At 59.4% G+C, this 26,679-nt stretch carries 23 protein-coding genes; all 23 read right to left on the reverse strand.

Annotated elements, in window-relative coordinates; genetic code table 11:
• Positions 1-150: 150 nt before the first annotated feature.
• Entirely contained in the window at positions 151-1,098 is a 948-nt protein-coding gene (locus AAFG13_RS12055) for a formyltransferase family protein (RefSeq protein ID WP_342712105.1), read from the reverse strand.
• Complete coding sequence (locus AAFG13_RS12060; RefSeq protein WP_342712106.1) at positions 1,099-1,713, reverse strand: hypothetical protein; 615 nt, start codon at positions 1,711-1,713, stop codon at positions 1,099-1,101.
• A gap of 120 nt (positions 1,714-1,833) precedes the next feature.
• Entirely contained in the window at positions 1,834-2,037 is a 204-nt protein-coding gene (locus AAFG13_RS12065; protein ID WP_342712107.1) for a hypothetical protein, read from the reverse strand.
• 6 nt (positions 2,038-2,043) lie between these two features.
• Complete coding sequence (locus AAFG13_RS12070; RefSeq protein ID WP_342712108.1) at positions 2,044-3,222, reverse strand: hypothetical protein; 1,179 nt, start codon at positions 3,220-3,222, stop codon at positions 2,044-2,046.
• A gap of 12 nt (positions 3,223-3,234) precedes the next feature.
• Positions 3,235-4,782: a glycosyltransferase family 4 protein gene (locus AAFG13_RS12075; RefSeq protein WP_342712109.1), complete on the reverse strand. Its 1,548-nt coding sequence runs from the start codon at positions 4,780-4,782 to the stop codon at positions 3,235-3,237.
• A gap of 22 nt (positions 4,783-4,804) precedes the next feature.
• On the reverse strand, positions 4,805-6,202 hold the full coding sequence (locus AAFG13_RS12080) for a glycosyltransferase (protein ID WP_342712110.1): 1,398 nt from the start codon (positions 6,200-6,202) through the stop codon (positions 4,805-4,807).
• A 56-nt stretch (positions 6,203-6,258) separates the two neighbouring features.
• A complete protein-coding gene (locus tag AAFG13_RS12085; RefSeq protein WP_342712111.1) occupies positions 6,259-7,677 on the reverse strand; it encodes a glycosyltransferase family 4 protein in 1,419 nt (472 codons plus the stop codon).
• A gap of 47 nt (positions 7,678-7,724) precedes the next feature.
• Positions 7,725-9,671 carry a glycosyltransferase gene (locus AAFG13_RS12090; protein WP_342712112.1) on the reverse strand — a complete coding sequence of 649 codons (1,947 nt, stop codon included), beginning with the start codon at positions 9,669-9,671 and terminating at the stop codon, positions 7,725-7,727.
• A gap of 78 nt (positions 9,672-9,749) precedes the next feature.
• A complete protein-coding gene (locus AAFG13_RS12095; protein WP_342712113.1) occupies positions 9,750-11,210 on the reverse strand; it encodes a glycosyltransferase in 1,461 nt (486 codons plus the stop codon).
• A 21-nt stretch (positions 11,211-11,231) separates the two neighbouring features.
• The gene (locus AAFG13_RS12100) at positions 11,232-12,365 is read right to left on the reverse strand and encodes a DegT/DnrJ/EryC1/StrS family aminotransferase (protein WP_342712114.1); all 1,134 of its coding nucleotides are present in this window, start codon (positions 12,363-12,365) and stop codon (positions 11,232-11,234) included.
• A 64-nt stretch (positions 12,366-12,429) separates the two neighbouring features.
• Positions 12,430-13,584 carry a class I SAM-dependent methyltransferase gene (locus tag AAFG13_RS12105; protein WP_342712115.1) on the reverse strand — a complete coding sequence of 385 codons (1,155 nt, stop codon included), beginning with the start codon at positions 13,582-13,584 and terminating at the stop codon, positions 12,430-12,432.
• A gap of 51 nt (positions 13,585-13,635) precedes the next feature.
• On the reverse strand, positions 13,636-14,691 hold the full coding sequence (locus tag AAFG13_RS12110; RefSeq protein WP_342712116.1) for an ATP-grasp domain-containing protein: 1,056 nt from the start codon (positions 14,689-14,691) through the stop codon (positions 13,636-13,638).
• Positions 14,688-15,383: a metallophosphoesterase family protein gene (locus AAFG13_RS12115; protein WP_342712117.1), complete on the reverse strand. Its 696-nt coding sequence runs from the start codon at positions 15,381-15,383 to the stop codon at positions 14,688-14,690. Before AAFG13_RS12115 ends, AAFG13_RS12110 begins: the two co-directional genes overlap by 4 nt.
• A 2-nt stretch (positions 15,384-15,385) precedes the next feature.
• Positions 15,386-17,923: a GNAT family N-acetyltransferase gene (locus AAFG13_RS12120; RefSeq protein ID WP_342712118.1), complete on the reverse strand. Its 2,538-nt coding sequence runs from the start codon at positions 17,921-17,923 to the stop codon at positions 15,386-15,388.
• Positions 17,920-18,747, reverse strand: a complete 828-nt coding sequence (locus AAFG13_RS12125; protein WP_342712119.1) for a class I SAM-dependent methyltransferase — start codon at positions 18,745-18,747, stop codon at positions 17,920-17,922. Before AAFG13_RS12125 ends, AAFG13_RS12120 begins: the two co-directional genes overlap by 4 nt.
• The gene (locus AAFG13_RS12130) at positions 18,747-20,066 is read right to left on the reverse strand and encodes an ABC transporter ATP-binding protein (protein WP_342712120.1); all 1,320 of its coding nucleotides are present in this window, start codon (positions 20,064-20,066) and stop codon (positions 18,747-18,749) included. Before AAFG13_RS12130 ends, AAFG13_RS12125 begins: the two co-directional genes overlap by 1 nt.
• Entirely contained in the window at positions 20,050-20,913 is an 864-nt protein-coding gene (locus tag AAFG13_RS12135; RefSeq protein WP_342712121.1) for an ABC transporter permease, read from the reverse strand. The genes AAFG13_RS12130 and AAFG13_RS12135 overlap by 17 nt, the downstream gene beginning before the upstream one ends.
• A 27-nt stretch (positions 20,914-20,940) precedes the next feature.
• Positions 20,941-22,812: an asparagine synthase (glutamine-hydrolyzing) gene (gene asnB / locus AAFG13_RS12140; protein WP_342712122.1), complete on the reverse strand. Its 1,872-nt coding sequence runs from the start codon at positions 22,810-22,812 to the stop codon at positions 20,941-20,943.
• Positions 22,813-22,866: 54 nt separating this feature from the next.
• On the reverse strand, positions 22,867-23,862 hold the full coding sequence (locus AAFG13_RS12145; RefSeq protein ID WP_176530103.1) for an NAD-dependent epimerase/dehydratase family protein: 996 nt from the start codon (positions 23,860-23,862) through the stop codon (positions 22,867-22,869).
• Positions 23,863-23,867: 5 nt separating this feature from the next.
• Positions 23,868-24,461 (reverse strand): acyltransferase, encoded by a 594-nt coding sequence (locus tag AAFG13_RS12150; protein WP_342712123.1) that lies wholly within the window; start codon positions 24,459-24,461, stop codon positions 23,868-23,870.
• Positions 24,458-25,396, reverse strand: a complete 939-nt coding sequence (locus tag AAFG13_RS12155) for a Gfo/Idh/MocA family oxidoreductase (RefSeq protein WP_342712124.1) — start codon at positions 25,394-25,396, stop codon at positions 24,458-24,460. Before AAFG13_RS12155 ends, AAFG13_RS12150 begins: the two co-directional genes overlap by 4 nt.
• 115 nt (positions 25,397-25,511) lie before the next feature.
• Positions 25,512-26,021, reverse strand: a complete 510-nt coding sequence (locus tag AAFG13_RS12160; protein WP_342713323.1) for a transcriptional activator RfaH — start codon at positions 26,019-26,021, stop codon at positions 25,512-25,514.
• A gap of 5 nt (positions 26,022-26,026) precedes the next feature.
• Positions 26,027-26,665, reverse strand: coding sequence for a winged helix-turn-helix transcriptional regulator (locus tag AAFG13_RS12165; RefSeq protein ID WP_342712125.1), 639 nt, complete (start codon positions 26,663-26,665; stop codon positions 26,027-26,029).
• Between the last annotated feature and the right edge of the window lie 14 nt (positions 26,666-26,679).

Here is a 26,679-nt window from a genome sequence, read left to right on the forward strand (position 1 = left end):
TCCCGATATGAATCCATCGATGCAATGCATTGCCCATTACGACCACGGCCCGCCAAAGTGCGACAGCGCCCGGCATTCAGGCAGAATGTGCAGTTCGGGACGGCGCATACAGGGGGACCGAACCGGGCCCGCGGTCAGTCAATCTACTCGTCAATCAAGATCTACGCCAAACCGTCGTCCGACGATCTCCGGTCGAGACATCGGATCGATGTCTGTCCCGTCGACCGTAGCATGCCTAATCCATACCGGAGCTGCTCCAGTTTGGACAATTACACCGGATGGAAGAACACGCAAAATGCGGCCGGGCACGCGAGGATGATCTCGGAACAAGAAGCGATCGTATCGCTGAACCCTGAGAACTTTCCACTTCTCGGAGCCAAGATACGTAAACGCGCCTGGATACGGCGGCACCTGCGCTCGGACGAAGTCGCAAATTTGGCGATCGGTCATCGCGAAGTCGATCAGTCCGTCTGCCTCCGTCCTCTTCGGGAAGTGAGACAAGAACCGGCGATCCTGGGAGAACCCAGCTTCCCCCGCCGACAGCTTTCGAATTGCCGCCAGAAACAAGTCGGCACCGACATCCATGACCTTTTCGTATAACGTCTTGACGTCGTCATGCTCTGTTATTTCGACGACCTGAGTAGCCATGATGTCTCCGTCGTCCGCATTTGCGGTCAAACGGAACACAAAGACTTCAATATCCGATTGTCCGTGTATGATGCTCCAGACTAGCGGCGCCCGCCCCAATCCGAGCGGAGGATGGCCGGCATGTATCCCCAGCGCTCCCAATCGAGCCAGCGAAAAGACTTCAGAGGGAATCAGTCGATTCCATCCGTTCACGATCAGAAGGTCAAAGTCTACCGCTTCTACGTCTGAAACTTCGATCTTGTATTCTCGGAGGCGAATGCAATTCAATCCGTGCGCTAGGCACCAAGGCGATACATCAACGTATCCAGACACTGCGTATTTTGTACCCAGCGCCGGCGGAATAGTTACAACCGCGGCGACGTCAATGCCGGCCTTGGTCAACTGCCCGAGACCATGCAGGCCGTTTTCGGCGCAGGTCACATAGAGAACCTTCGGGCTGTCGAGCGACATTTAGTTGCCCAATCCATGGAAGTAGGGTCCCTTCAGAAGTAGGTCTTTTTCGAACCACCAATCTGGATGGACCAATACCTGAAAGCGCGAGTGCTTGTTGAAGTGCACAGTCGGATCTCCTTCGCGCCAAAATCCATTCGAGTCCGATAGATATTTCATGTCTCCAAAGAAGCGCTTTTCAAGTGCATAATTCCGGAATCCCGCTTCCAGCGGATCGAAGCTATCGTGATAATTTCCGGTTTGGTGAACGACTTGGCTGATGTCCCGATGCTCGGACGCCGAGTGTATTTCAAGCCCCGTGATTGCCTCGAGCACGGCCTTCTCCTTGCGCAACAACGCAACTGGCGGCATGCCCAAGGCTCGTCCGATGGTCATAGCCTCAAAATGCAAGCCAATTTCATGTCCCATTGCTCGCAAAGCGTGGATGAGGCGATACACGTGCGGGGTGAAGCAATTGTACTCGTGTGCATGAACTCTAAAGAAGTAGGTTGCCGTAATCCCCAGATCCGACTCAATCAAAGCAAGCTGGCTTACTCCATTGAGAGTGTAGTCGACGTCATGCCTCAGAATGAGAGTACGCTCGTTGGCGGCATCATATTTCTCAAACGAAGTCACTCTGTAGTCATTATCGAGAGCTGCACGCAACAGGTGCCGATAGTACTCAAACGTGAACGGCTTTGGGTTGGAGGAGCTAGACATCGAGTTGAACTACCAACGGTTGGAGGGCTCTTCAGATCAACGATAAGGCATTTTCGGGATGCCCGTGCCGGTCGCCAGGTCGACGAGCGCAAGCCTGCGGAAGCCCAATGCGGCGTCTGGCGACAAATGGAAGCCGCCGTCATCGGGGCCGCGGTGTTCGATACTGGCCGCCACATTCCGAATCCGGGCGTTCGCGTCCGGACAGGCGCCAAAATGCAGAATGCCAGCAATGCCACACATCTGAATCTACTCGACCTCGGTGCCCGCCGGCGCCAGCACGAACTTACTGTCAGGGCTGCGATAGGCTTCGATCATCGCCCCGGCAATATGATCAGGATCATGCCATCGCTCGACATAGCGACGAGCCCGCTTCCCCAGCTCCGTCCACTCGGCGCGACGCTCGAGAATAGCCGCGAGATCTTCCGTGAGCCGCCCGGGATCGACGTTCAAGATCGCAAGATCATCCCGCATGGCCGGCGGGACGAACTGCAGGTCGCTTTCCCTGATGTAGCCTACCACCGGCTTTCCCATAGCCATCATCTCGACGGCAAAGCCGCCGTACCAACCCGCAAGCACCTGGTCAATGGCAAGATCGGCGGACCTGTAAATGGCCATCGCCTCTTCATGGGTTTTCTTTTCAACCAGGATCAGCTCGAAGTCGAACCGGGACTTCAGACGCTCCAACGCATCGAGTATCATCTGAGTGCCCTTGATACTCGGATCGCTCGGCGCGTGGACAATTCTCGGCCTGCCTTCAGCGCGAGGATACTCGGGCGAGAAATGACCGATCTCCACGTTGGCGTAAGGCAGGAACTGGCCTCCCGGAACGACGTGCCCCAGTTCCGGATTGAGATAGAACACGCGGTCAAACAGCGGAAGTACGCGATCGATCAGGCGGGACCGGCGCGCATCGAGCGACGTGACGCAAACTTCATAGGCGGAGCAACGCCCGCTGGCGCACATAGTCCACTCGTTTCGCCGATTGCCTTCGCCCGCAAGCCTTGCGTCACATCCCTGCAGGGTCATGAACCGCTTCTTGCCCAACCCCTTGGCCAGCTTGAGATCGATCGTCACGAGCCGATTCAACAGCGGTCCCATCCGGCCGACGCCCTCGAACGCGTAGCCTGGATACAGGAACGTTGTTCCAAAATAGTAGTGGAGCACGTCGTAGCGAAGCAGCGCCGACAACCCGAACAACGCGCTCCGCGCCACTTTCTGAAAGTCAGTTGCCGTGTCGTCATACAGAACCTTGTCGGCCGGGTACCGAAACCAGGTTCCGCTTCGAATGACCAGGTCGCTCCGGTTTCCGCGCCGGCGCTCGGCACGCGAGAGTGACCAGGGCTGATTACCGATATTGAAGGGGCCGTGAAGGATTTTCATCTTGCTGAGCGAATGTGACGATCTGTGCGCGTTGCTGTCATGCATCACGATGGCGGTTCAGGCCGGAACGGATTCGATCTGCCGTCGATACGCTGCCAACTGCAGCTCGACGATTCTCGCCGCAGAATGATACTTTTGGATCCAGGCTGCTCCGGCAGCGCCGAGTCCATGCCGGTCGTCCCGATCCGCGACGATCTTGCGCAGCGCCTCGGCGATCTCACTCTCGGTCGATGCCGACAAGGTGGGAGGCGCTTCGGAAAAGAATTCTTCGGCCATACCCGAATCCACATTGGTGATGACGCGCCTGCCAAGCGCGAGCGCCTCAAAGGTGATTCCACCGAATGATGGAAGAACGAACTGATCCAGCACAGCGTGGCTGCGGAGATATGTCCTCCACAACTCCGGTTTGCGCATCGGCGCAAGCCACTGCACCTTATCGTCGAGCCCCAGACTCCGTATGAGCTCCCGCGAGGCATCAAGGTCGCGTCCCCAGGCGATCATCGCAAGTCGCAGCGTCGGCGCCTGCTGCGCAACGCGCGCGAAGGCGCGGATCAACCGGTCATTCCCCTTTACCAGGCTGGGGTCCGCATCCCGCCAGTCCTGTCGGGTCGGATGAAAAACAACGACCTGGTCGTCGGGCGGCCTGATCGCGCTGTTTCTCGCCCAGAATTCAACGAGCTTCGTATCGTCGAACGCATGCGGAAGCGGCGTGATCCGATCCGGCGGCACGCCAAGCCGTCGTGCGGCAGGCACGCAATCGATGTTGGTGACGAAGACGTGGTCGGCCCCGAGGAACACGGTGGCGGTGAGCCGCCCGAGGCTGTCGTCCTGAAACGGGATTGCGCGCAACGTTCCATGCTCATATGCAAAATAGGGGCGCTGAGCGAGCAGCGGCCAGGCACCATCGGTGGCGTACGCCTGGATGACATCAAACCGATCCAGCAGGCCCGTAAGCGGCGCGAGCCGGGCCCGGTAGCTGCCAAAGTCCGGGGTGCTTGGCGGAGAACCCGGCGCACGCCCCTGCCGCCAGACATCAACAAGCCGCTGCTGCTCCGGGTCATCCTTTGCCAGAACGCGTCGCATGACGATGTCGCGCGCCATCGCGGGGGAGCGACGAATCCTCCGCCTTATTTTCTGGCCGAGACGGATCACGCGGGCAGACACTCTCTGCGAACATACGGACTGCCGGGCTCGATCCAGCGAGCGTCGGAATTCCTCGGCGAGGTCCGGCTGCCCGCCGACTTCAGCGGCGATCATCGAACAACACAAGTTCAGAGGTCCAGAGGCAAACCATCTCGGCCGCTGATAGCCTCCGAGATCGACCCCGGTCCAGTCCGGAAAGAATGGATCTCCGAGATCTCCCTCAAACGTCGCCTCCTCCCATTCCGGGGAAGCCATGATGTGATAGTTTTCGTAGGCGATGACATAAGCGTCGATGCCGTGCTGGCGCTGGATCCTGGCATTGTTGAATGCGTTGTTCGCGATGTTGCCGAGGTGCAGCACACGCAGCGCTCGCCCATGCTGTTCCTGGAAACGCCGATGCCAATCCAGGCCTTGCGGCTGCGGCGAACGCGCGATTACGCCTGGCGTGTCGACCGATGTCACCGCAGATACCCTTGCGACCCGATCATCGGGGTGACGTCCCGGCGAGCGCACTGAGACCTTCTGAAACAGGCTGCCTCGCAATCTGGAATGGATGCTGCCAATTCCCCACGAGGGGAATGGCGTTGCGCCGGGCTTCCTCCTGCTCCTGCTGGGACCGAATGCGATCGACGACACCAGGCGGAAAGCTTGCAGTGTCCCGATAGAGCTGTCCAAGCCGCGCAGCGATCGCCGATATGCCGTGCCATCGCTCGACATAGCGCCGGCCCTGCTCGCCGATCGTGCGAAGGCTATCCCGATTGCGGATCACCCACAGCAATGCCTGCTCAAGTTCATCCGGCGTTGCGTTGATGATCGGACATTCCTCCGGCGCTTCGACCAGATCCGGGCTTCTAACGTAGCTCAGGACCGGCTTGCCGAGCGCCATCGCCTCGAGCGCGGTGTAGCCGTAAGCACCGCCGATAAACTGATCCGCCACGATGTCGGATTGGGCGAAAAGCGCGAGGACCTCGCTGTTGGGAACGCCTTGTATCTTGCAATACTCGATGTCGTGTCCCTGCACCTTCAGCCTGTCTATCGTCCGCTCCAGGTATTTTGAGCCCTTGAAGTGCGTGTGATTAGGCGCGTGAGCGATGCGAAGGGGACCGGATGGCGGCGCATCCGGGAGAACTGCTTTGAACCGATCCAGATCCAACGGCCAGTAGTTGATATGTTTTGCCGCAGGCATGTAGGTGAGCATATCGCCGAGCGAGACCAGGGCCGTTACGGACTTGGTCAATTCGGAAACGTAGTGTTGAGCCTCTGCGTCGTGACACGCGCAATATTTGGGCGGTTCCGTGCAGTCGACGCAGAAATTCCATTTGCCGAGGGCCAGGGTCGCAAGCCTGGTACGAACATCGGCACCATACGCATAGATATAGACCCGCTTGCCGGCTCGCCGCAGAGCCGCAAGCTCCTCGGAATTGATCTGCAAGCGCTCCGTCGAATCAAGCAACCCGCGGTCGGCGAAGAAGTGAAACACATCATACCGAACCAGGGCCCATGCGAGCACCAAACGCTGGAACGCGAGGCCCAGGCCAAACCTGAGCGCCAGCATGTAAGGCCGTTGGAGATTCAGATCGAAGCGCGACGTTATGATATAGGTTACGTAGACAAGAGAGGTCGATCGAAAGCCAAGCTCCCGATCTGCCCTGGATTTAAGCTGCAGGGTCAGGATCGGCGTTACGCCCCATAAGCTCCTGGGCTGCCCGCGCCGCAACCGCACGGCTCCAAGTGCTGGAGCGACGCAAATCGCGAGTGTTAGAATGACAATCGAAAGTGCGGTAGCGACCAGACCCAGAAGCTTTTGCGGCAGCGCCTGCAACTTGTAGCGGACTATTGTCCCCCGCCCCGGCGATCTCGCAATCGACCAGGTCGTGAGCATCCACCTTCGAACGCTCCGCGGCAACACGAGCCGCGCGAGCGATCTCAGTCGATCTCTCATTGCGTGGATCCGCGTTGCGGCGGCTTTCTTGGAGAAAGGCTTTCGTAGAGCGAGACGACCTTCTGCCACTCCGACTTTGCATCCAACCTTGCGAGAGTCTTCCGCGTGCTGGCAGCGAAGGTCGCTCGGAGTTGCTTGTCCTGGACCAGGCGGTTGATCGATTCCGCGATGGAACGCGGATCGTAGGGATCGAACGTCAACCCGACCTCGTTCTCGACGACAAGGCGCTTCGCCTCGGGGTACTGCGCAACGAGGACGGGAAGATCGGCGGCCAAGTATTCAAATATCTTGTTGGGGAGCGCAAAGGTGAAGTTGCGGCACAAGGCCGGCAACGTCCAAATCCCGGCATCCGCTCCTCGGGCGGCCGCGACGACGTCCTTCGACGGCACCGGCGGAGCAAGCACAACCCTGTCCTCCACGCCCGTGCGTTGCGCCAATGCCAGATAGTCGGGCCCAAACAGATCCAGAGAAGGACCCCGAATGACGAAGATACAATCAGGCGCATAGGCAAGGGATTCAATAATCGGCTCGATCAGGCGCGTCGGGCCAGTCCCTCCCTGCCACAGCAGAACGAACGTCGAGTCCGGCAGCCCCAGTTGCTGCTTCAGCGGCGGATACTCGCGCGACGGCGTCACCGCGATATCGGGAATGTTGCGGACCACGACGGGACGGCTGCCGCCGAGCTCGGCCTCCATTGCATCCGCAATTGAGTCACAGACAGTGATCGTGGCGGACGCCTCGTTAAGACAACGAACTTCCAGCTCCTGAAGCGCCCGCTTCCACTCGGAAGGATACGGCGCCCAGGCGGACTGCTTCGTGTTCCAATGAACATTCTCAGAAAACCACTCGTGGAAGTCGACCACTAGGTGCGCGCCCCGGTACTTTGCCGCCGCCATCGCGGCATAGGCGGTGGAGAGATCATGCGCATGGTACGCAAATGGCTTCCTCTTCACCGCTTCCAGGTAAAGCTGTTCCGCAAGGTAACCAGGCTGCTCGCTCATGAACGTCGCTGCCGTCCAATCGGCGTGCTGAATATGAACGTGCGGTCCCCAATCAAGATTGAAGGTTGCCCCTGCACCCTTCGAGGGCTCGGGACAGATCACCGTCACGTCATATCCGGCGGCGCCGAGTGCACGCGCTTCTCTTTCAACCCTTGGGTCCACACGCAGATCGGAGACGACAAGCATCACCACTTCGCGACCAGAGGCAGATCTGCCAATCTGTCTATTTCGCGACTTGGCATCACCCGCAGCAGACATCTTCGGGATTCGAGCCTGCGCGAACTGCGCGCGACGGATCACAAGCTCTGAGACCAACGCATTCCACCGGCCGAAAAGGAAATAGAATACCGGCCGCAACGCGCGAAAAAGAGGAGGATACTGCTTGATGAAAGATGAGATCTGCTTAAGCATCATTCTATGGCAACTCTACGAAATCTGCATCGGTGCTGCGGGAAACGCCATCACCACTGACCCACCAGCAAATTGCTATACGCCTTGCACTGGAGAGCAACAATTCTTTCCGCGGAATGGAACGTCGACATCCATTGAGTAGCAGCCCGGCCTCGGCCTTGGGTATCAAGAGGATCCTGGATGACTTCCCGCATTCGCGCCGCGCATTCAGCGACGTTACCGGCCGCGAGCAACGGCGGCTCTTGACCAAAAAACAGGGCCGTCTGTTGCCGGTCGATGATGGAAATCAGCCGAACACCCAACGCCATCGTCTCGAACCCAACGCCGCCGAGAGCTGGAATAACGAACTGGTCAACGACTGCATGCGACACACAGTAGCGCTGCCACAGTTCCCGCTTGGACATGGTCGGGACCCATTCAACCAGCTTCGACAGACCCAGTTCCTCGATCAACTCCTTGCTATCCGCGACCTCCTGGCCCCATTCGACGAATACGAGCTTAAAGTCGGTCCGTTCTCGTGCAATCTCCGCAGCTGCGCGAATGACGACGTCATTGCCCTTCTGCCATGACACGCTTCCACGCTTCCAATGGTGACGAGACGGGCTGAAGAAAATGACAGGCCCGTTTTTCGCAGGCGCAAGCTCGGGATGCGCCGCACGATATTCTTTCAGTTTCTGGTCGTCGAATGCGTGCGGCAAATGGAACACGCGCTCTGGCTTCAACCCAAGCCGCTCCACCGAAGGAAACACGTCGGAATTCGTGACAAACACCACCGGCGCGCGCTGATACGAGATGCGGCATATCAGGCCGGTCAGATTGTTTTCGAACGGAATGTCACGAAGTGTCCCGTGCTCGTAGCAGCAGAAGTTCTTGACGCCGTTGATCATAGGTATCAGCCCGTCGATGGCATATCCCTGAATGATGTCATAGTGCGAGAGGATATCCTCGAAGGGCCTTGGATGCAGCGTTATATATTCCTCGCGATAGCTGAGCGATTGACCATCAAGTTCGGAAGGATCCGTCCTGATTTCATCGAGCAATGTTTCAATTTCCCTTGCTCGCGTTACTGGATCAGACATCGATCGTCCCACGCAGCCGGAAGCCGAGACCGGAATGAGCTTGAGCATTGCTCGCTCTAGGAGCGACAGGAAGCGGGAGACCAGCAAGCGGGCAAACGAAGACGACCTCTCCAGAATTCCGCCGACGCGGAGCCGATGAACATCCTCCCGTAACGCACTGAGTGCGTCGCGAGCCTCCGCATCAGCTTGCGGACCGCGACGCGTAGTCTTCAACCATGCCGCAGCTGAGATTCGGTCCAGCCAATTCGCCTCGGATCGGCCCGTGTTGGATTCCGGTCCGAGCACGCCATTTGCCACGAACGTTCCAAGCCAGATTCTATACAGGCTAAGAGGTTGCCTGTTCCCGTCCGATGACCGAGCGCGCCCCCTGAGCCAGAGCAGGAATTTCAGATGTTTAGGAACATATTTGGCGAGGAAGCCCTTGTTGTCGCCGGAACGAGCGTCCTGAAGGGCGGTCAATTCCAATTCCAACCATTTCAAATATGCCGTGGTTCTCCAACCCGCGTTCCTGGCGCGAAGGTATTCAATGCAAAGCGCGGATGGGCCCTGAACGAACCAATGGGGTCGCTTCCATCCCTTCAGGCTTGTCGCCCACCAATCGGGCCTGAAATGATCCTGCCCAAGCGCCGAGGACCCCTCTTGCAGCGCGCCATCCTCCCACTCCGGGCACCCCATGATGTGGTAGTAGTTGTAACATAACACGTCGGCCTGGATGCCGAGCTTCCGCTGAATGCGGGCATTGTTGTAGGCATTGTTGGCTATGTTGCCGATGTGAAGAACGCGAAGCGGCCGGCCCATTCTGCGCTGAAAGTCGTCGATCAAACGCAAGGCGCGTGCGTTTTCCGCCTCGATCGCCTGCGTTGAGTCGATTTGATTCAGGCTACTCTCGAGGCCGGTTTCGACATAGGGAATTGACACTGGTTTAGGCGCCCCGCGCACTGGTAACGCGCCCGCAAGAGCAGTTCGAATGTTCGAGCAGGGATCGTTTTGACGGCATCACGAATTCAGCGACTTCGCGCTTTCGGCGATTGTTGCTTTCAGCGGCTTTGGCAAATCCGCGGTCTCCACATATAGATCCGCCAAATGCTTGCCGAGCGCCTCCACAGAGTAGTTCTTCCGGACATAATCAGGGCCGGCGGCTCCGGCTTCCGAAAGCCGTGTGCGGTCCGAGATCAGCCGACCCAAGACTTCCTTGATCGTATCCGGATTTGCCTCAATGACCGGGCAGGTTTCGCGATCGGCGATCGCTACTCCATCGTGCAAATAGCAGATGACGGGACAGCCCGATGCCATTGCCTCAACGGCAGTCAAGCCGAAGGATCCGCTTATGAGCTGGTCGACAAGAACGTCGATCTTCTGCATCGCCTCCAGTATTTCATGGTGCGGCTTTCCGCTCAGTAGCAAGAGCTCGACTGCATGACCTTCAGCCTGCAGGGAGTGGATTGCGCCTTCCAGATATTTTGTCCCCTTGAAATAGCCGTGGTTCGGAAAGTGACCCACAACCAGCTTGCCATCCCCTTGAGACCAGGATCGTCGGGGAGAGAATTTATTAATATCGACCGTCAGGTACGGCACGTTTCGAGCGCCAGGGATAAGCTTCATGGCCAACCCGTGCGCCACCACGGCAGTCGAGTATTCTCTGATGACCTGCAGCATGGCAGCGCCGCCGGCATCGTCGCAGACACAATAAACCCCGGGATCAGGACATTCGGAGCAGAAGTTCCATTTTCCAAGCGCCAGGTTCTTCTCGCGCATTCTGTGGTCGGCACCGTATGCGTAGGTATAGAGCCGCTTGCCAGCCTGGCGATATATTTCCATCTCGCGCACCGCAATTCCAAAGCGGGGACTGCCATAGCCACCGGCCGGTTCGATGATGCCGCGATCATTGTAAAGATGAAAGAAATCGAAGTTGGCAATGGCCCAAACCAGCATGAGCCATCGAAACAGGAACCAATCCTCACCACGCTCAGCTACAAGACGCGCCTGAATTTCCGAGCATACGACATCAAAGTTCGATGAAGTGTGGTAGGTGGTGAACACCAGCGAGCGGGCGTTCACGCCCAGAGCGCGATCTGCAGCAACGCCTGCGCTCAGATTGACGATCGGCGTGACCCCCCAGAGAGAGTTCATCTCGCCTCGCAGCAGTCGATCCGCAGCGATCACGCGACAATCGGCCACCAGAGCATCCCAGAAGTCGCGCGCATCAGGGGATTGATCGGGATTTAGAAACGGTCGCAGCGCATCCAGCATGGTCGTGAGGAGCTCGTAGTCGCCCTCGGCAGCAACCCGGTTCACATTCTCGATGATCGCCTGATCTACGCGTCTTCGCTGCGGTGTCGACGAAAGCGCAGAGACAGCTGCGCCAAAATTGTGGTTCTTTCGCGCGAGCTGGGAGAGCCTGGGAAAGCACGAGCCCCCCAACATGTAACGAACCGACCGAAATAGCTTCGAAGACACCGGCTGCGTTCCGCACTTGCCTCAAGCGCTGGCTCGATTGATGCAATCAACCACCCGGCGCTGATCCTCCTCCGTCATGTTCGGAAAAATCGGCAATGTGATCGTCGTGTCCTCCGCAAGTGCCGCGTTCGGAAACTGCTCAGGGCGCAGGCCATACTTGTTCTTGTAGTAGCCGAGCCGATGCACCGCATGCGTGCCCGGTCGGGTCTGAATTCCTGCGGCAGCCAGCGCCGCCATCACCGCGTTGCGGCGCTCGCGATGCCCGTCAACGATACGAATAACGTAGGATTGAAATGCATGCCCATCGACGTCGCCGCCGAGCGGTCGCACAATCGAATTGTTCCCGGCGAGCAACTCGGAATAGCGATGGCCGAGACGCCTGCGTTCTGCCAGCAGCCGCTCGAGCTTGCCCATTTGCGCGACCCCAACCGCCGCCTGGATGTCGGACAAGCGCAAGTTGAAGCCGAGATTGTCAAACGTCGCCATCGTCCACGGGCCGTGAGGCTCGATCGACGAATCCGGAGCGCCGGTCGAGCCGTGGTTGCGCTGCGACCGCACGCGTTCCGCAAGATCATCGCGGTTGGTGGTTACGGCGCCGCCCTCACCCGTCGTGACGGCCTTACGCGGGTGGAATGAAAAGCAGCCGATGTCGCCAATCGCGCCAACCAGCCTGCCCTTGTAGGTCGTGCCGATTGCGCATGCGGCGTCTTCGATCACCTGAATGCCACGCGGCCGCGCAATGGCCAGGATCTCGTCCATCGGGGCGGCAAGGCCGAACAGGTGGACCGCGATGATGGCCTTCGTGCGTGGCGTGATCGCGGCTTCCAGCCGTTCCGGATCGATATTGAAAGTCGACAGATCGACATCGACGAAGACGGGCTTCGCACCGACATATTCAGCCGAGTGCGCGCTTGTGACCCACGTGAAAGCGGGAACAATCACCTCGTCTCCCGGCCCAAGCTTCAGGGCCATGGTCGCCAGATGCAGCGCGGCGGTGCAAGACGTACACGCAAGGGCATGCTTGACGTCGTGCTTCTCTGCAATGAGCCGCTCGAATCGTTCTGTGAGCGGCCCCTGCGTAACCCACTTCGAGTCGAGGCACTCTCGCAGCAACGCAATTTCAGCTTCGTCGAAACTCGGTTCTGTGATGTTCATTGGATCGCTACTCTCGATGCCAGGAATCCGGCGGTGCGCTGAGGGACAGGTCTTTGACCTGACCTCAGGCCGAATACACTTCCACTCCGTAAGGTGCCAGCTTCGCCTTCACTTGATCGAAATAGACCGGGCTGATCGCCAACGCCACGTGCCGGATCCCCAATTCCTTGATCTTGTCGAGACCGCCCACCGGACGTCCGTTCAAGCCGCTTCCCCACGTGGAACGATTTTCGTCGAGATACGCCGCGATCTTCCCGGCGTCGAAGCCGAGGTAGAACGGCGCAAACAAGCCCGACGACCCCAAGCCGAAAATGGCGAATGGCTCGCCGGACGCATCGGCTGCCTTGCGGCACCGATCGATCGCATCCATCGCAACCTTGGCCACGGTCGAGTTCTGATCAACCGTGTGCCGATTGAGTTCTGCCACGTTCACCGTGTGCGGCTTCGGCGCAGCAATCTTCCTCAGCAGAACAAAGATCGGCACACCTGCCTCTTTCGAGGACACCACATCAAATCCGGCCGCGTGCGCCAGCGATTCCAATGTATGGAGGGTGAGCTTCGAAAGGTGGTCTGCGCAAAACAGATCGTTCGGATTCTTCGCAAAGTTGGGAACGCGAATGTAGAAGAGGCCCGCCTCCTTGAGGTGCCTGTGCGCCCACTTCAACATGTCGAGCGGATTCTCGACGTGCTCCAGGACGCCCAAGGCGACGATCAGATCGAAGCTCGCCGCCTCAGCGTCGAAATCCTTGTAGTCGCAGCGTCGAAGCAGGGCGGAAGGAAATCTTTTCTGCAGCACGTCGAATGCCGAGCTCGGCTCGAATGCCGCCGCGCGCCAGTCGGGAGATTCTTCAACAAAATGCCCCAGGAAATCGCCCTTTCCGGCACCAATCTCCAGCACCGATCCGTCGGCCGGCAGATTGGTCATTTCCCTCAGGATCTGGTGCGTGCGTTCCGCTTGAGAGATGGGAGCCGGACCCGAGAAGCTCTGAATTGCCGCGTCGGGGCTCTTCATCATCAGATTGTAGCTGTCCTTGTAGAAGGCTTCGGCCCGCCCCCGCGTCCCGCCGGCGTTGAAGATGAGGCCGCATTCCTTGCACAGCCGGTTGTCCAGCGATGCCTCACGAAGCACCATCATGTCGGATGTGATGCAGGTCCCGGAGAAGGACGGATAGATATCACCTAGCTGCGTCGATTCGCATACCGGACATTGCGCTGTCATAAGCTCACTCCTTGTTGATCCGCTGCCGCCTGTCGAGTTCAGAACGCTCACTTAGCCAATCGAATGCTCTTGCAAGCCCCGCAGGATCGTCATTTCCTTGTATGGAAACCGCACCGGAATGTTCTCGCCGTAGACATCTCTTCGAACGAGAATGTCCGGCTCGTTGTATCCAGCCATTGCCCTCAGCGAGGTCGTTCCCGAGAATCTGGGATTGATCTCAAACGGAACGACGGCACCGTCCACGACACGGCACTGCACGTTGATCGGAGCTCTCGGTGAAAGGGAGCCGGCGATTTTCTCGCACGCGCTTCGCACATCAGGCCAGTCCGCAATATGTCCCTGCGAAATGCCAGTCGATATCACAAGCCGCGATCCGAGATCGGGACGACCCGACCGATTGGGGACCTGGGTACGGATCGTCAGGGCGTTGTTGATGACCCGCCGGATCGCAATCGAATTGAGGAGGGCACCATCCGCACCGAACAGCACGCCGACCGTATATTCGTCGTCCGAGGTTCCGATGTATTCCTGGATAATGAAGGCTTCAGAAGTCGCAAGCAGATAGCGCGAGAAGGCCAGCAGTTCTTCGCGCGATTGAACGATGAAGACATTCGCCGACCCACCGCCGCCGACCGACGGCTTGAGGATTGCCGGCAGGGTCTCCCATTGGTCGAGATCCGACAGCGTGCGCACTTCCATGAAGCTCGGCGCCGACAATCCGCACGAGGCCAGGTGAGCCATCGTTTTCGTCTTGTCCTGACAAATCTCAAGAACGGTCGGCGGATTTACCGGCACGTACAGGCCGTCAGCCTCGAGCGCGGATCGCGCTCGGCTCAGAACAGCCATCTCGGGTTCTGATCCATGAAAGACGGCAACACATTTTTCCGATAAGGCCAGCGATCGAAGCTCATCCAGATACGCGGGGTGGCTCGCCCGCGGCAATTGCACAAACTTATTGACGAGGTTTCGGTTTGCGCACAGATCGCTCACGTCCGTGCCCACAATGTCGTACTCGAGCTCGCCCAACCGGAGAGCCTTGAGTATTTGTTCGCCGTGACCGCCCCCGCCGATCCCCGTCAGCAGAACTTTTGCGCGTCTACTCTTCAAGATTGCACCTCGTTCGCTTTGAAATCGGCGCACCTCTCAAGCAGCGAAGCGACCGGGGGCGCAAGCGGATAGCGCGACAGGATTCGACGACACGGGCCTGAGATATCGAACCGGATGATCTCTGCGGCCCGCTCGCGTGGATCGTAGATACAGACCGATCCCCGAAGGTCACTTCCTCGCGGTAGGCCGCAACTCCCTACATTGACAAAGAGCTTGTCCGCGTGCTGCCGCACAAAGGGATGGTGTGTGTGTCCCATGAAGACGACGTCTGCGTCGACCTCCGCATAGTCCGACAGGCTGCTGTCCGGATACACGTAGCCGCCCAACGGATCCTTTGGGCTGCCATGAACAAACAGGATCGTTCCACGCTCATCACGGACGGTCAATTTCGACGGCCAGCTGCTGACAAAGTCGCGCTCATCGTCGCTCAGCAGCGCAAACGTCTCGCAATGACGATAGATCGCCTCGCGGTCAGCAACCGTCGTCTGCCGGACCAGCATGTCATCGTGATTTCCTCTCACGATGTGAATGCCGCCGGCCCGAAGTGCGCTGACAACGCCCTTTTCCGGGATGTACCCAACTGCGTCCCCCAGGAAGTAGATCGCATCGGCTTTCGCGTCCGCCAAGATCGCCAGCGCCAGCTCGAACGCCTCGATATTCCCGTGAGCGTCGGACAGAATGCCGAGGCGCATACTCAGCCGCTCCGTCGGCCCAAAAGCCGCGCCCAGGAGAAAGCCGGCCGAACGTCAGCCTGCCGCTGCTCGGGACGGCTCTCGAACCATGCGAGGCATTCGCTCATCGTCCACGGAACGAACCCGTCGTCGACGACCTTGCGAACCGCGTGATGCATCCCTCGGGTCTTGTCGATATTCTCCGGATGCAGATTGACGACGATCACGCCGGGGACGCCGCTCTTGCGAATATCGTCCGCAAGTCCGAAAATGCAATCCGCCGATTGATCATCATTCCAGCCGTGCACGAACACGATCCCGTCGCCGATGGCGGTCAGGATGCTCCAGTGATCCGTGAGCTTGTCATCGAGCAAAAGTCTTCCGGGTAGCAGCGAGCCGTTGAGCATGCGACCATCAAGCCCAGGCAGGTTGGAGCTCCCCTTCACGCCGTGCGCATTCCATGCCTCGGCATGTTTCCAATACCCGTCGTTCAGAAATCCATGGTTTCGGACAGTCCGCGTGTCCTCTCCCGTCAGCTGCTTGAACCAGTTCGCCTGTTCCGAGAAGAGCTCGGCATATTTTTGCGGCTCTTCAAGCGCGTCGGGATGCAAACCAAGTTCGACGCGCCTGCGCGACTTGAGTTGCGCCAACGTCTCCGGTGTATGCTTGGTAAGCGGATGAAGAAAATATGTAACCGGCAGCGAGCCGAGCGCTTCCAGCTGCTCGGCATACCGATCGAGCGCGGCTTGATCGTCATCGCCCGTGATGACGATCGCGCCCGGCGCCCCATTCGGCAACATCGGAAGCCTGGTCTCGCCGCACAGGCGCGTCAGTGCGTCCGACAGGGCTTCGCACCACCAGTCGGCATGCCGCTCACGCGCATCCTCGCCGGCAAGCTGGCCTTCGAAGAGATAGTTTGGCCGCTCACCGGCGAAGCCCCACATTGCATCCGTGGGCCGCCTGTCGGCGGCCGCAGGATCGCCCTGGCGATACCGAACGAGGTCCGAAACGATATCGGTGCCGGCGAATATCATCGACCCGCCCGCGGAGGTGCGTAAGCAGAGCCAGGCGGCCCGCCCCTCGTCATCGGTGACGACAGGCACGCCTTCCGCCGCCACAAATCGCATATACGAACGAAGCGTCCGCAACCTCTTCCAGGGCTTCTGCCCCGCCATTTCGGCCTGCAGGACCCGCGGCGAATCGACGGCCCTTGCTTCCGATCTGACGGCGAATGCCTTCGCAAACCCAACGGCCGGCAATACGGCAACGACGGAGCCGCCGCGACCGAGAAAGTCGGACGCTCGGCTGACATCCTCGCGCTGCGGACGATACAGAACCAGAGGCCTGCCGTCCGGCGACGCCGAGGCACCAGGAAATCCGAAGACGCGCAGAAGGTGGGCAACAAACTCACTGCCGGCTCGCGCGGACACAAAAGACTCCGCTGCGCGATAGCCGACGCCTGTGAGGTTCTCTTCCAACGCGGGCAATTCCCGACGGTATCTTTCCGGGCGACGAAACATACTCCCCTGAATGATCGGCAATGACGTCGATCCGAACTTCGTCTTGAAGTACGACACTTTCGAGATCGGCCAGTCTCGCGGCACTTCCGGAAACCACGGCCCCAGACGATACGTTCGAAACCCGGCTCGCTTGGCCCACAACATCGCGCTCCAATGAAGCAAGTCGTTGGGTCGGAGCTTCAAGGCATCAGATCGGGCGGCTCCGGCCATGAAGTGCACGGCCGTCTTGTCGCTGAGCACGATCAACCCGGCTAACCGGGCGGCTCGTTCACGCACGAAGAGCAGATGCGCCCGGCCTTGTGCGAAAAAGCCATCGAGCACCGCCTCATAGTAGGAAATCGGCGGCAACGCCTCTCCCGTTCTGACGGCCGACTCTTCGGCTATTTCCAGGTAGTCCTTCAGGGCTGATCGATCGGTGGCGACTTCGAACTCGAGGCCCGCCTTGAGCGCCTTCCGAACGGCCCTTCGGCACCCTTCGTCCAAATTCGAGAACATGTCGTCTTCGGACTGGTCAAGCTCGACCAACTGATCGGCATTGACCGTCGAGTGACCCGGGAAAGGGCTCATTCCATTTGGACCGAACGCTATTCCGAGCTGGAATCCAAAGTCTCTCACCCAAAACGGAATTTCCTCACGCGACTCCGCGCGATTGCTCGGCGCAAGATTGTGGGAATTGAGCTGGATCCGATCGACATCGTACAGTTCGGCCAATCGAAATATCTCGTCCATGGCCGCCGTGCGGAGAGCTTTCCTGGTACCGCGGTCGATCCGCCCGCTTGTAGCCAAGCCGGTATGACGATGGATTCCTGAATGCAGAAGGCGCTCACCGAACGGCGTACCGGTCCCGTCGCTCAGGTACAACGGCTGAATACCGACGATTTCGTCGTTCTCAATCAGGGCAAACGACAGGTTCGCATCGACAAAGAAACGCTCCTCGATCGAAACCCACGCCGTATCGTGGTTCAGCCAGGCCTCGGTCGAAGACGCCGCCAGCGCGTTCCAGCGGCCACGATCGACGTCGTGAAATCCGACGATTCTCATTTAGCGACGAAAATGACGTTGAAGCGGGTGCCGAGATAGGGATTGCGCGGGTGGATGTCGACTATCTCTGTCTCGACCCGAAGGCGCTTCCCGAGATCGATGAAGTCCTCCTTGAGGAAGTCATACGATACGATTTCCGGCTTGATCTGCGCGGCGGGCGCGTCTTTGGCGAATCCAAGATAGCTTGCAACCTTGGCCAAAGAATTGGGCTTCCGTTGCTTGACCATGGTTTCCAGCGGCGGGCGAGCGGCTAGCTGTGCGCCAAATCCAGCCGCCAGTTGCGCCGCGATCCGCTGAGACTGTTCAAGCTTGCTCCGGTCGGGCACAGAGCCGACGAGAACGCGCCCGCCAGGGCGCACGACCCGAAGCATCTCTCGAATGATCAGTTCGCCGGTCTGAAACTTCGGAAAGTTCGAGAACACATCATAGCAAAAGGCGGCGTCAAACTCGCGGTCACCGAACTGCAAATTCTCCCCGGCCGCCTGGCGGAAGTCGGCATTGGGAAGCTCAAGCCGTCGCGCAACGCCGAGCGGGGTCTCCGCCAGATCGACGCCCACGTACTTGCCTACGTTCGGCGCAACGAGCAACGCAAGAAGGCCGGCGGCGCATCCCACCTCCAGAACCTTGCAGTTCTGGTCGAGCTGCATCAGGCCCAACATGTGCGATTTCAGATCGGAAAGCAGGTCCTCATCGGTCCAGAGAAACGGATTTCTGCCGGCGACGTAACAGAGGTCATCCAGCGTCGGCTTCTCCGATATCTGCCGTGCGCGAAGCTCAAAGAACGCCTCGAGCTTCTCCTGCCAATCACCGTCCGTCATCGTCATCAGCTTCGCTCGATACTGCAGGTGAATTTCGGATCGTAGAGATAATTGAAATGCCACAGTGAATTGCGCGACACCGAGAACTGCGCCGCCTTCTCGACATAATGCAGGATGGCTTCCGCCCCCTTCGGCAGCATGTGCCGGCACAGAGCGGCAGAGATGTAATATTGTCCTTCGCCAAGAGCGAGCTCGGGCACCTCGTAGAGGACGCTGCCACGTTCCGGCAGACCATCCTCCCCGTCGAGAAACAGGCCACCGTCGTATCCCTCAATTCCGGTCACCGCCTGAAGCCGTGCGGTATCGATCCGCAGACTTGCGTAGATCTGCTTGTGCTCGGAGAAGCCCGACCACGACACCCGGATGCGAAGTGGCTGCCCGTTCTTGACAACGCCGATCGGCTTGCCTTCGACGTCGATCACCTCGACGGCAGTGATCTGCAGGGTGTCGCCGCCAAGCTCGTATTTTCCGGTTTCGGCCGTGCTCTCAATCGATTCGCTCAGCTTCTTGGTTTCCCGGAGATTGCGCGCTTCCTCGATATCCCAAACACTCTGCTCATAGGCCTTGCTGACACGCTGGGCATTTCCGTGCATCAGCACCCGCCCCTTGTCGATCCAGATCGCCTCGTCACACAGTTCGCTGATCAACCCGCTCGAGTGCGAGACGAACAGGACGGTGGCGCCGCTTTCGCAGATCTGACGAACTCGCTTCATGCACTTGTTGACAAATGCGGTGTCGCCGGCAGCGAGAGCCTCGTCGACGATGAATAACTCCGGATCGACGCTGATCGCGGTAGCGAAGGTGAGTCTCGCCTGCATGCCGCTCGAGTAGGTCCGGAACGGCTGATCGATCACCTCGGCAAGCTCGCTGAAATCGATGATCCAGGGAACCTTTGCCTCGATTTCCGCTCTCGTCATACCCAGGCACATGCCGCCCAGCACGATGTTGTCGCGACCCGACACATCCGGATGAAAGCCGGTCCCCAATTCCAGGATCGCGGACAGCTTTCCGGCCACTTCAACTCGCCCGGTTGTGGCATCCAGCAGTCCGGCAATGATCTTCAGGAGGGTACTTTTTCCCGCGCCGTTCGGCCCGATGATGCCGACCACGCGCCCGCGCAACACTTCAAAGGAAACATTCTGGACCGCCCAATGCTCATGGTGCCGGGGCTTTCCGGTGATGATCTCCTTCAGGAAGTCCAACGGCTGCTGATAGAGCCGATAGGCCTTTCCCAGGTCAGTGACACGAATGGCGCACTGCGGGTCCAATGACCCGGCAAGCGCGATCAGGTCGCCGGCGTCTCGATTGTCAGAGAGCATTGCCATAGTACGGTTTCAGCTTTTCAAACATGCGGTATCCGAGCCCCAGACTTAGCAACGCGAACACGATTGTAACCGCCCAGGCGTACGGATGCTTGAACGAACCGAAGAAGAGGACGTCCTGGTAGACCCAGACGAGGTAACTGAAGGGATTCGAATAGATCAATGGACGAAGGGCACGCGGCATCCAGTCGGGCAGGTACACCGTCGGCATCAGATACATTGCGATCGAGGTGAACACCGTGACGATCTCGCGCATATCGCGAAAGAAAGGAGTGACTGCAGCAAGGGCGAAGCTCAATCCGATCGCCAGAATTGCATGAACGGTAAATACGGCCGGCAGCAGCAGGAGCATCCAGCTGAGCCCGCCCACATAAGCCTTATAGAGAATGACGAGCGCAAGCGCCGGCAGATGAGGGACCGTTGCAGCAATGGTTGCCGCGATCGGAAGCAGCTCGATCGGAAACACAACCTGCTTGACGAGACTTGCGCTCCCTATCAGCGCTCCGGGTCCGCGAACAAGCGCGGCCTGCATCATCAGCCACGGAACCAGACTTGCCAGGATGTAGGCAGAGAAATCGCCGGGAAAATCCGCGCTGATCGACAGCTTGCTGCCCAACACGAAGCCGAAGATGAGCAGGTATGTTCCGACGACAACGAGTGGATGAATGAAAATCCACAAGGCGCCAAACCCGTGCCGCGCATGCGCAGCGCTCAGGTCACGATCGACCATCTCCCGCAAGAGATCGGGATATCGCCGGATCTGATTGATCGTGGTCCATAGGGCCTGAGAGTTGCGGTATGGCGAGAGGCCAACCCGCACCCATCTTGCCGCCGGGAAGAGACCGTTCATCTGCAGCGCGCTCCCATTTGTGCGTGCCTAAAAGCTGCTTTCCATGATCTGCTCGAGATTGAGCAAAGACCAGATCAGCAGCCGCCTGTTTTCCCGTCCTTCCAGATGTTCGTCGACCAGTGAGCGAACGGTCTTTCGGTCGACCAGGTCGTAGATGCGGGCCGTGTTGCTGAAGAGCCTCCGTTTGACATACTCGATGCTCTCCCCCTTGAACCAGCTGGCATCCGGCGCGGAGAAGCCCTGCTTCTCGCGCTCCGCCACCTCGTCGGGGATATGCCGGCTCATCATCTTCCGCAAAATCAACTTGCCGTCCTTGGTGCGCTCGTAATAGCGCTGCGCCTTTCCGCCGGGCTCGTTTTCGTTGAGGCGAATGACCTCGGTCAGATTGCCGAGCTTCATCTTGGCGGGAAGCTTCATTGCGAAATCGACGAGATCATTGTCGAGAAACGGCACTCGGCTCTCGAGTCCATGCGCCATCGCCAGCTTGTCCTCGACGATCAGCAGCCCGTTCAGGAACGTCTTGGCCTCGAAGTAGAGCGAGTGATTGACGTAATCCTCGGGCCGCCGCAGCTCCGAGGCGTGCTCCTTGAACACTCCCCTGAAGATATCGATCGGCGAGGTCTGCCTGGCCTCATCCCATACCGGCCCCAGCAGCTTCGGCATCGTTCCGCTCGGAACCATGCGCTGCCAGAATCCGAAGTACTTCTCGATATAATGATCGAAGTCGTCGTTCACGACGGCGCGGTAGTAACGCCAGGGGTATCCGCCGAAGAGTTCGTCTCCCCCGGTCCCGGTCAGGACCACCTTGCCAAACTTGGATGCGAGTTTTGCCGCATAGAAATTCGGATAGGACTGGCCGACGCGAGGCTCTTCCAGATGCCATGCAAGCTGCGGCAGCGCACGCTCCATGTCGCCGGCCTTCAAGACCATCTCGTAGTGCTCGGTCTTGAACAAATACGACATGTGCTCGGCCTTGGTCCGCTCGTCGTATCCGAGTTCGACGCCCGAGGCCGAGTTGAGATCGAAGCCGACCGTAAAGGTCCGCATGAACGGCAGTTGGCTCGATGCCAGCGCGGTGATGGAGCCTGAATCCATGCCGCCGGAAAGATAGCACCCGACCTCGACGTCGCTCACAAGCTGCCGGTTGACCGCCTGCCTGAACAGGCGATCGAGCTCGTCGATCGCCTCATTCTCATCGACGGCGTACTCGGGCTCCTCGAAATGAAAATCCCAGTACTGCACCGGCTCGACGGCCCTGCTGTCCTGCGAAATCTGCAGATAGCAGCCGGCCGGCAACAACTTCACGCCGGCAAACAGTGTCCGCTCAGCGAAGAAGTTCTGAAAGCTGAGATATTCCGACAGCCCCCTGATGTCGACGCGCGACTTGTACTCCGAAAATGCCCGAAAAGCCTTGTGCTCAGACGCGAACACGAATGTCTGCCCAAGTTCGGCATAGTAGAGCGGCTTCACGCCGAAGCGATCCCGGGCCAAGGTGAGCTTCCGCTCGTGATTGTCCCAGATCGCAAAGGCGAACATGCCGTTGAACTTGAGAAGCGCGCCCAGACCCCACTCGGCGAAGGCGTGCAGCAACACCTCACTGTCGCCCGAGGAGTTGAAGACGTGCCCCCTGGCAGAAAGCTCGACCTTCAATTCCTTGAAGTTGTAAATCTCCCCGTTGTAGGTCAGCACAAATCGGCCGTCGCGCATCTCCATCGGCTGCCGCGCGGCGTCGGTCAGATCAATGATCGACAGCCGGCGATGACCGAGTCCAACGGGACCGTTGCAATAGTGGCCCTCGCCGTCCGGCCCGCGATGGGCAATGATATCGGTCATTGCCGTCAACGTGGTGATTGAAGCGGGCCGCCCGTCGCGGTGCAGAATTCCGGCTATGCCACACATGTTATTCTGGCCGATCTATTCAATGATGTCGGGTGCGAGCTCAGATCTGAACCTTCAGATTTGAGCCTTCGCACGACGCTGATCGACCTGATCGATATGGCTTCTGCGCCAGTCGATCAGCCGCCGCAGCCCTTCGTCCAGGTCGATTGCGGCGGTGAAGCCGATCTCCTCCTGGGCCCGCTTCGGCGATCCGATCCGATTGCGCACCAGCGTGGCCTGGCTCCGCGGCGCATAGTTGATCGGCTGATTGGAGCCGGTGAGGTTCAGGAGCTTTTCGGCGATCTGCTTCAGCGAGGTCCGGTGTCCTGTGCCGACATTGTAGAAGCGATCCGTCGCACTCGCGCCCATGGCGCACAGATTGGCGCGCGCGCAATCTTCCACCGCGACGAAATCGAACGCCTCCGAGCCATCCCCCAGGATCGTCGGTCCCTCTCCCTTGTCGATCGCGTCGAGCATCTTCATGATCACCGCGATATAGGCTCCCCGGTAGTCCTGACGCGGTCCATACACGTTCATGTACCGGAGGCCGACATAGTCGAGGCCATAGCGGAAGTGGTAGGCACGGGCCATGGCCTCGCCACAGATCTTGGTCGCACCATAGAAGTTCTTGTTGTTGAACGGATGGTCTTCCGTCATCGGCTCCTCGACGGCATCGCCATAGACGGAGGCCGACGACGACCAGACCAGCCGCTTGACGCCGTTGCGCACGCATCCGTCCAGGACGTTGAACATTCCGTTGACATTGACGTCAAAGGCTGTTCGCGGAAATTCGTGACACTGCAGCAACCAGAGCGCAGCGAACTGAAACACCCCGTCGGCGCCCTTCAGGGCCGCATCGAGGATGTCGACCTGGGTGATATCGCCGCCGGCCTCGAAGATCTTGACGCGAGGGTCGCGCAGCGCGCCCGCGAGGTTCTCATGCGTGCCGCGCACGAAGTTGTCGTAAATGACGATCTCGCCGACGTCAGTCTGCGTCAGCTGATCGACCGCATGCGACCCGATCAGCCCGGCGCCCCCGATAACGACAACCTTCTTTCCGCGAATGTCCATTGTCTTCAACCCTCGATTTCAACCAGCGCTTCATCATGAAGCTCATAACGACGGTGAGTGCGTGGGCAGACCAGATCGCTGCCCAGCCGCTCGCCTGCTCTACTCATCCAACCAATTCGGCGGGCCGGATTGCCTGCCATCAACGAAAATGCGGCGACATTCTTCGTGACGACGGCACCGGCTCCGATGAAGCAGTACTCGCCCAGCGAATGTCCGCAGACGATGGTCGCATTGGCGCCGATGCTGGCTCCGCGTCCGATCGGCGTCTTGCGAAACTCGTCCTTCCGCGACACGCCGGCGCGCGGATTGTTCACGTTCGTGAAGACGCAACTCGGGCCGCAGAACACGTCATCGTCAAGTTCGACGCCATCATAGATCGAGACGTTGTTCTGGATCTTGCAGCCGTTTCCGATCCGAACGTTCGGACCGATCATCACGTTCTGGCCGATCGAGCAATCCTCGCCGATCACCGTCCGGGCCAGAATGTGGCAAAAGTGCCAGATCTTGGTGCCGCGCCCGAGCACCGCCCCATCGTCAACGTAGCTCGATTGATGGATCAGGACGCCCGGAAAGCGCGGATCCTCGCGCATCTCGCTCATTTGTGCATCGCCTTCTGGGCAAAGGCGTGAACGCCGTTGCTTCTGACGATCGGCGCATGGCGAAACGTGGAGACGATATCGATCGAGGGGCGGACTTCGTCCAGCCTGAAGCCGCGCCCGGCGACGATCTCCTCATAGCTGCGCGTATGGAGATCAGTGAATCCTTCCGAGAATTCGACCTCCTCGCCGTCGACGGTGATCGAGCGATAGGTCGTCTTCTTGCCTTTCACGCTGTCGGGCAGGTCGTTGCGGTCCAGCGACAGAAACCAGCTGACATCCGCGCGCTCGCACTCCAGCGAGCCGGCCGCCCTCTCCTCCTCGCGCAGGTGCGCCTCGTTGCGGCTGGCGGGGCCGAACACGAAGCTCAGCATGTCGAAGAAGTGCACCCCGATATTGGTCGCGACACCACCCGACTTGGCGTCTGCTCCCTTCCAGGAGGTGTGATACCAGCGTCCGCGCGAGGTGATGTAGGTCAGCTCGACCTTGTGGCGCTTGCGCGAATTGGCGAAACGATCGCGCAGGGCGATGATCGCCGGATGCAGCCGCAATTGCAGAATGGTCGAGATGCGGCGGCCGGTGTCCTGCTCGATAGCGGCCAGTTCGTCGATGTCGCCGGGATTGAGGACCAGCGGCTTTTCGCAGATGGCATCCACTCCCGAGCGTAATGCAAACCGGCAATGCGCGTCGTGCAGATAGTTCGGCGAGCAGATCGACATGTAGTCAATCTTTCGGCCGCCTCTGCGCAACTGGTCGACATGGCGATCGAACAGCTCGAACTGGGTGAAGAACTCGGCATCCGGAAAATGGCTGTCCATGATGCCCACGGAATCGTTCGGATCGTATGCCACGGCCAGATTGCCGCCAGTCTCGGCCATCGCCCGCATGTGCCGCGGCGCGATGTAGCCGGCAGCGCCGATCAATGCGTAAGTCGTCATGGGCCCCTCTCTCAAACGTTTCTGCCTGCTTCAGGCAAGCTACCGCACTCGGGGTGAATCGAACATCACACCCAAGCCAAACATGTCCATTGCGCCTGCCCGGAGGCAGACGCAGTTACGCCGCAGCGATCAGGTCCGTCCCGACAAGAACACGGACCTTGCGGCCCAACAGGTTCAAGAGAACCGCAACGCGATGCTGATCGCTGGCGTCTTCAACGAGCGCAAGACTGTCGACGAACGCACCTTCGACAATTCGCACTTTATCCCCGGGCGAGAACGCCGGCCTGCGCGCAAGCGTGATGAAGCCGGCGTCGTCCTCGCGCCCCTTCAAGGCATCGATGACGCGGCCTTCCACCACCGCGGGCCGATCTCCCACACACACGAGATGCGACACGCCGAGCGTCGATTGGATGGCGCGCCACCGCTGCGACGCGAGATCGATCCCGACAAAGAGATAGCGCGGAAACAACGGACGCGGCACAGTCTCCACCTTCCTGGCATGGCTGCGGCGCTTCAGGTAGCGGGGGTAATAGATCGAAAATCCCTGCCGCTCGAGGTTGGCGGCCGCCTTTGCTTCGGCATTGACCTGCGTCTGGACGACGTACCAGCGTGAACTGAGCTCCATGGCTATCACGCCCCCACCGATTGCTTTGGACGCAGGCCCAGCAGATCCGGCGCAAGGACTTTCTCCGCCCCGAAATTGCTGACCGCCTGCTCGAATACACTGCGCGCCGCCGTCAGATGCGTCACAACGACCGCGTCAAACGGCTCGTCCACCAGCGCGTAGGAGGAAACGACCTTGACGCCAATGAACCGGGTCGCGGTTGCATCGGGATCAACGATCGCAATGACGGAAATGGGCCCATCGACCGCGCACAGGATCGCGATTTCGCAGAGGTCGGATTGTCCGGCGAGCACCACCCGCCTGAAGCCGAGCGCCTGGGCGCGCTCAAACAGCCTGCCATACTCCTCCTTCGCCTTGCGGAAGAGCGAAAACGAGTCTGTCAGGAATTGAACGGTCAGTCGCGATTTCTCGGAGAAGCCCTGCGGCGTGAGGTAATAGGCATAGCGCCGTGCCGGCGCCTGCCCGACCTTGACGAAGCCCTTCTTGATCGCCCGCTTCAGGTAGGCGTTGACCAGGCCGAGCGCGACGCCGAGATCGGCCGCGATCCGCCGCTGCGACTGCGCACCATCGGCTTCAAGCGAGGTGAGCAGACCGAGCACCAGCCGATCGCTGTCATTCTCATCTGTCGGTAGAATGCCCGCCATCACGCCTATCCCCA

The sequence above is a fragment of the Bradyrhizobium sp. B124 genome, assembly GCF_038967635.1.
Classification (GTDB): Bacteria; Pseudomonadota; Alphaproteobacteria; order Rhizobiales; family Xanthobacteraceae; genus Bradyrhizobium.

Bases quoted from the DNA above. Each gene is read 5' to 3' on its own strand.
- AAFG13_RS12055 (WP_342712105.1), bottom strand. From the start codon at position 1,098: ATGTCGCTCGACAGCCCGAAGGTTCTCTATGTGACCTGCGCCGAAAAC.
- AAFG13_RS12065 (WP_342712107.1), bottom strand. From the start codon at position 2,037: ATGTGTGGCATTGCTGGCATTCTGCATTTTGGCGCCTGTCCGGACGCG.
- AAFG13_RS12070 (WP_342712108.1), bottom strand. From the start codon at position 3,222: ATGCATGACAGCAACGCGCACAGATCGTCACATTCGCTCAGCAAGATG.
- AAFG13_RS12080 (WP_342712110.1), bottom strand. From the start codon at position 6,202: ATGCTCACGACCTGGTCGATTGCGAGATCGCCGGGGCGGGGGACAATA.
- AAFG13_RS12085 (WP_342712111.1), bottom strand. From the start codon at position 7,677: ATGATGCTTAAGCAGATCTCATCTTTCATCAAGCAGTATCCTCCTCTT.
- AAFG13_RS12100 (WP_342712114.1), bottom strand. From the start codon at position 12,365: ATGAACATCACAGAACCGAGTTTCGACGAAGCTGAAATTGCGTTGCTG.
- AAFG13_RS12105 (WP_342712115.1), bottom strand. From the start codon at position 13,584: ATGACAGCGCAATGTCCGGTATGCGAATCGACGCAGCTAGGTGATATC.
- AAFG13_RS12115 (WP_342712117.1), bottom strand. From the start codon at position 15,383: ATGCGCCTCGGCATTCTGTCCGACGCTCACGGGAATATCGAGGCGTTC.
- AAFG13_RS12120 (WP_342712118.1), bottom strand. From the start codon at position 17,923: ATGAGAATCGTCGGATTTCACGACGTCGATCGTGGCCGCTGGAACGCG.
- AAFG13_RS12125 (WP_342712119.1), bottom strand. From the start codon at position 18,747: ATGACGATGACGGACGGTGATTGGCAGGAGAAGCTCGAGGCGTTCTTT.
- AAFG13_RS12130 (WP_342712120.1), bottom strand. From the start codon at position 20,066: ATGGCAATGCTCTCTGACAATCGAGACGCCGGCGACCTGATCGCGCTT.
- AAFG13_RS12135 (WP_342712121.1), bottom strand. From the start codon at position 20,913: ATGAACGGTCTCTTCCCGGCGGCAAGATGGGTGCGGGTTGGCCTCTCG.
- asnB (WP_342712122.1), bottom strand. From the start codon at position 22,812: ATGTGTGGCATAGCCGGAATTCTGCACCGCGACGGGCGGCCCGCTTCA.
- AAFG13_RS12145 (WP_176530103.1), bottom strand. From the start codon at position 23,862: ATGGACATTCGCGGAAAGAAGGTTGTCGTTATCGGGGGCGCCGGGCTG.
- AAFG13_RS12150 (WP_342712123.1), bottom strand. From the start codon at position 24,461: ATGAGCGAGATGCGCGAGGATCCGCGCTTTCCGGGCGTCCTGATCCAT.
- AAFG13_RS12155 (WP_342712124.1), bottom strand. From the start codon at position 25,396: ATGACGACTTACGCATTGATCGGCGCTGCCGGCTACATCGCGCCGCGG.
- AAFG13_RS12160 (WP_342713323.1), bottom strand. From the start codon at position 26,021: ATGGAGCTCAGTTCACGCTGGTACGTCGTCCAGACGCAGGTCAATGCC.
- AAFG13_RS12165 (WP_342712125.1), bottom strand. From the start codon at position 26,665: ATGGCGGGCATTCTACCGACAGATGAGAATGACAGCGATCGGCTGGTG.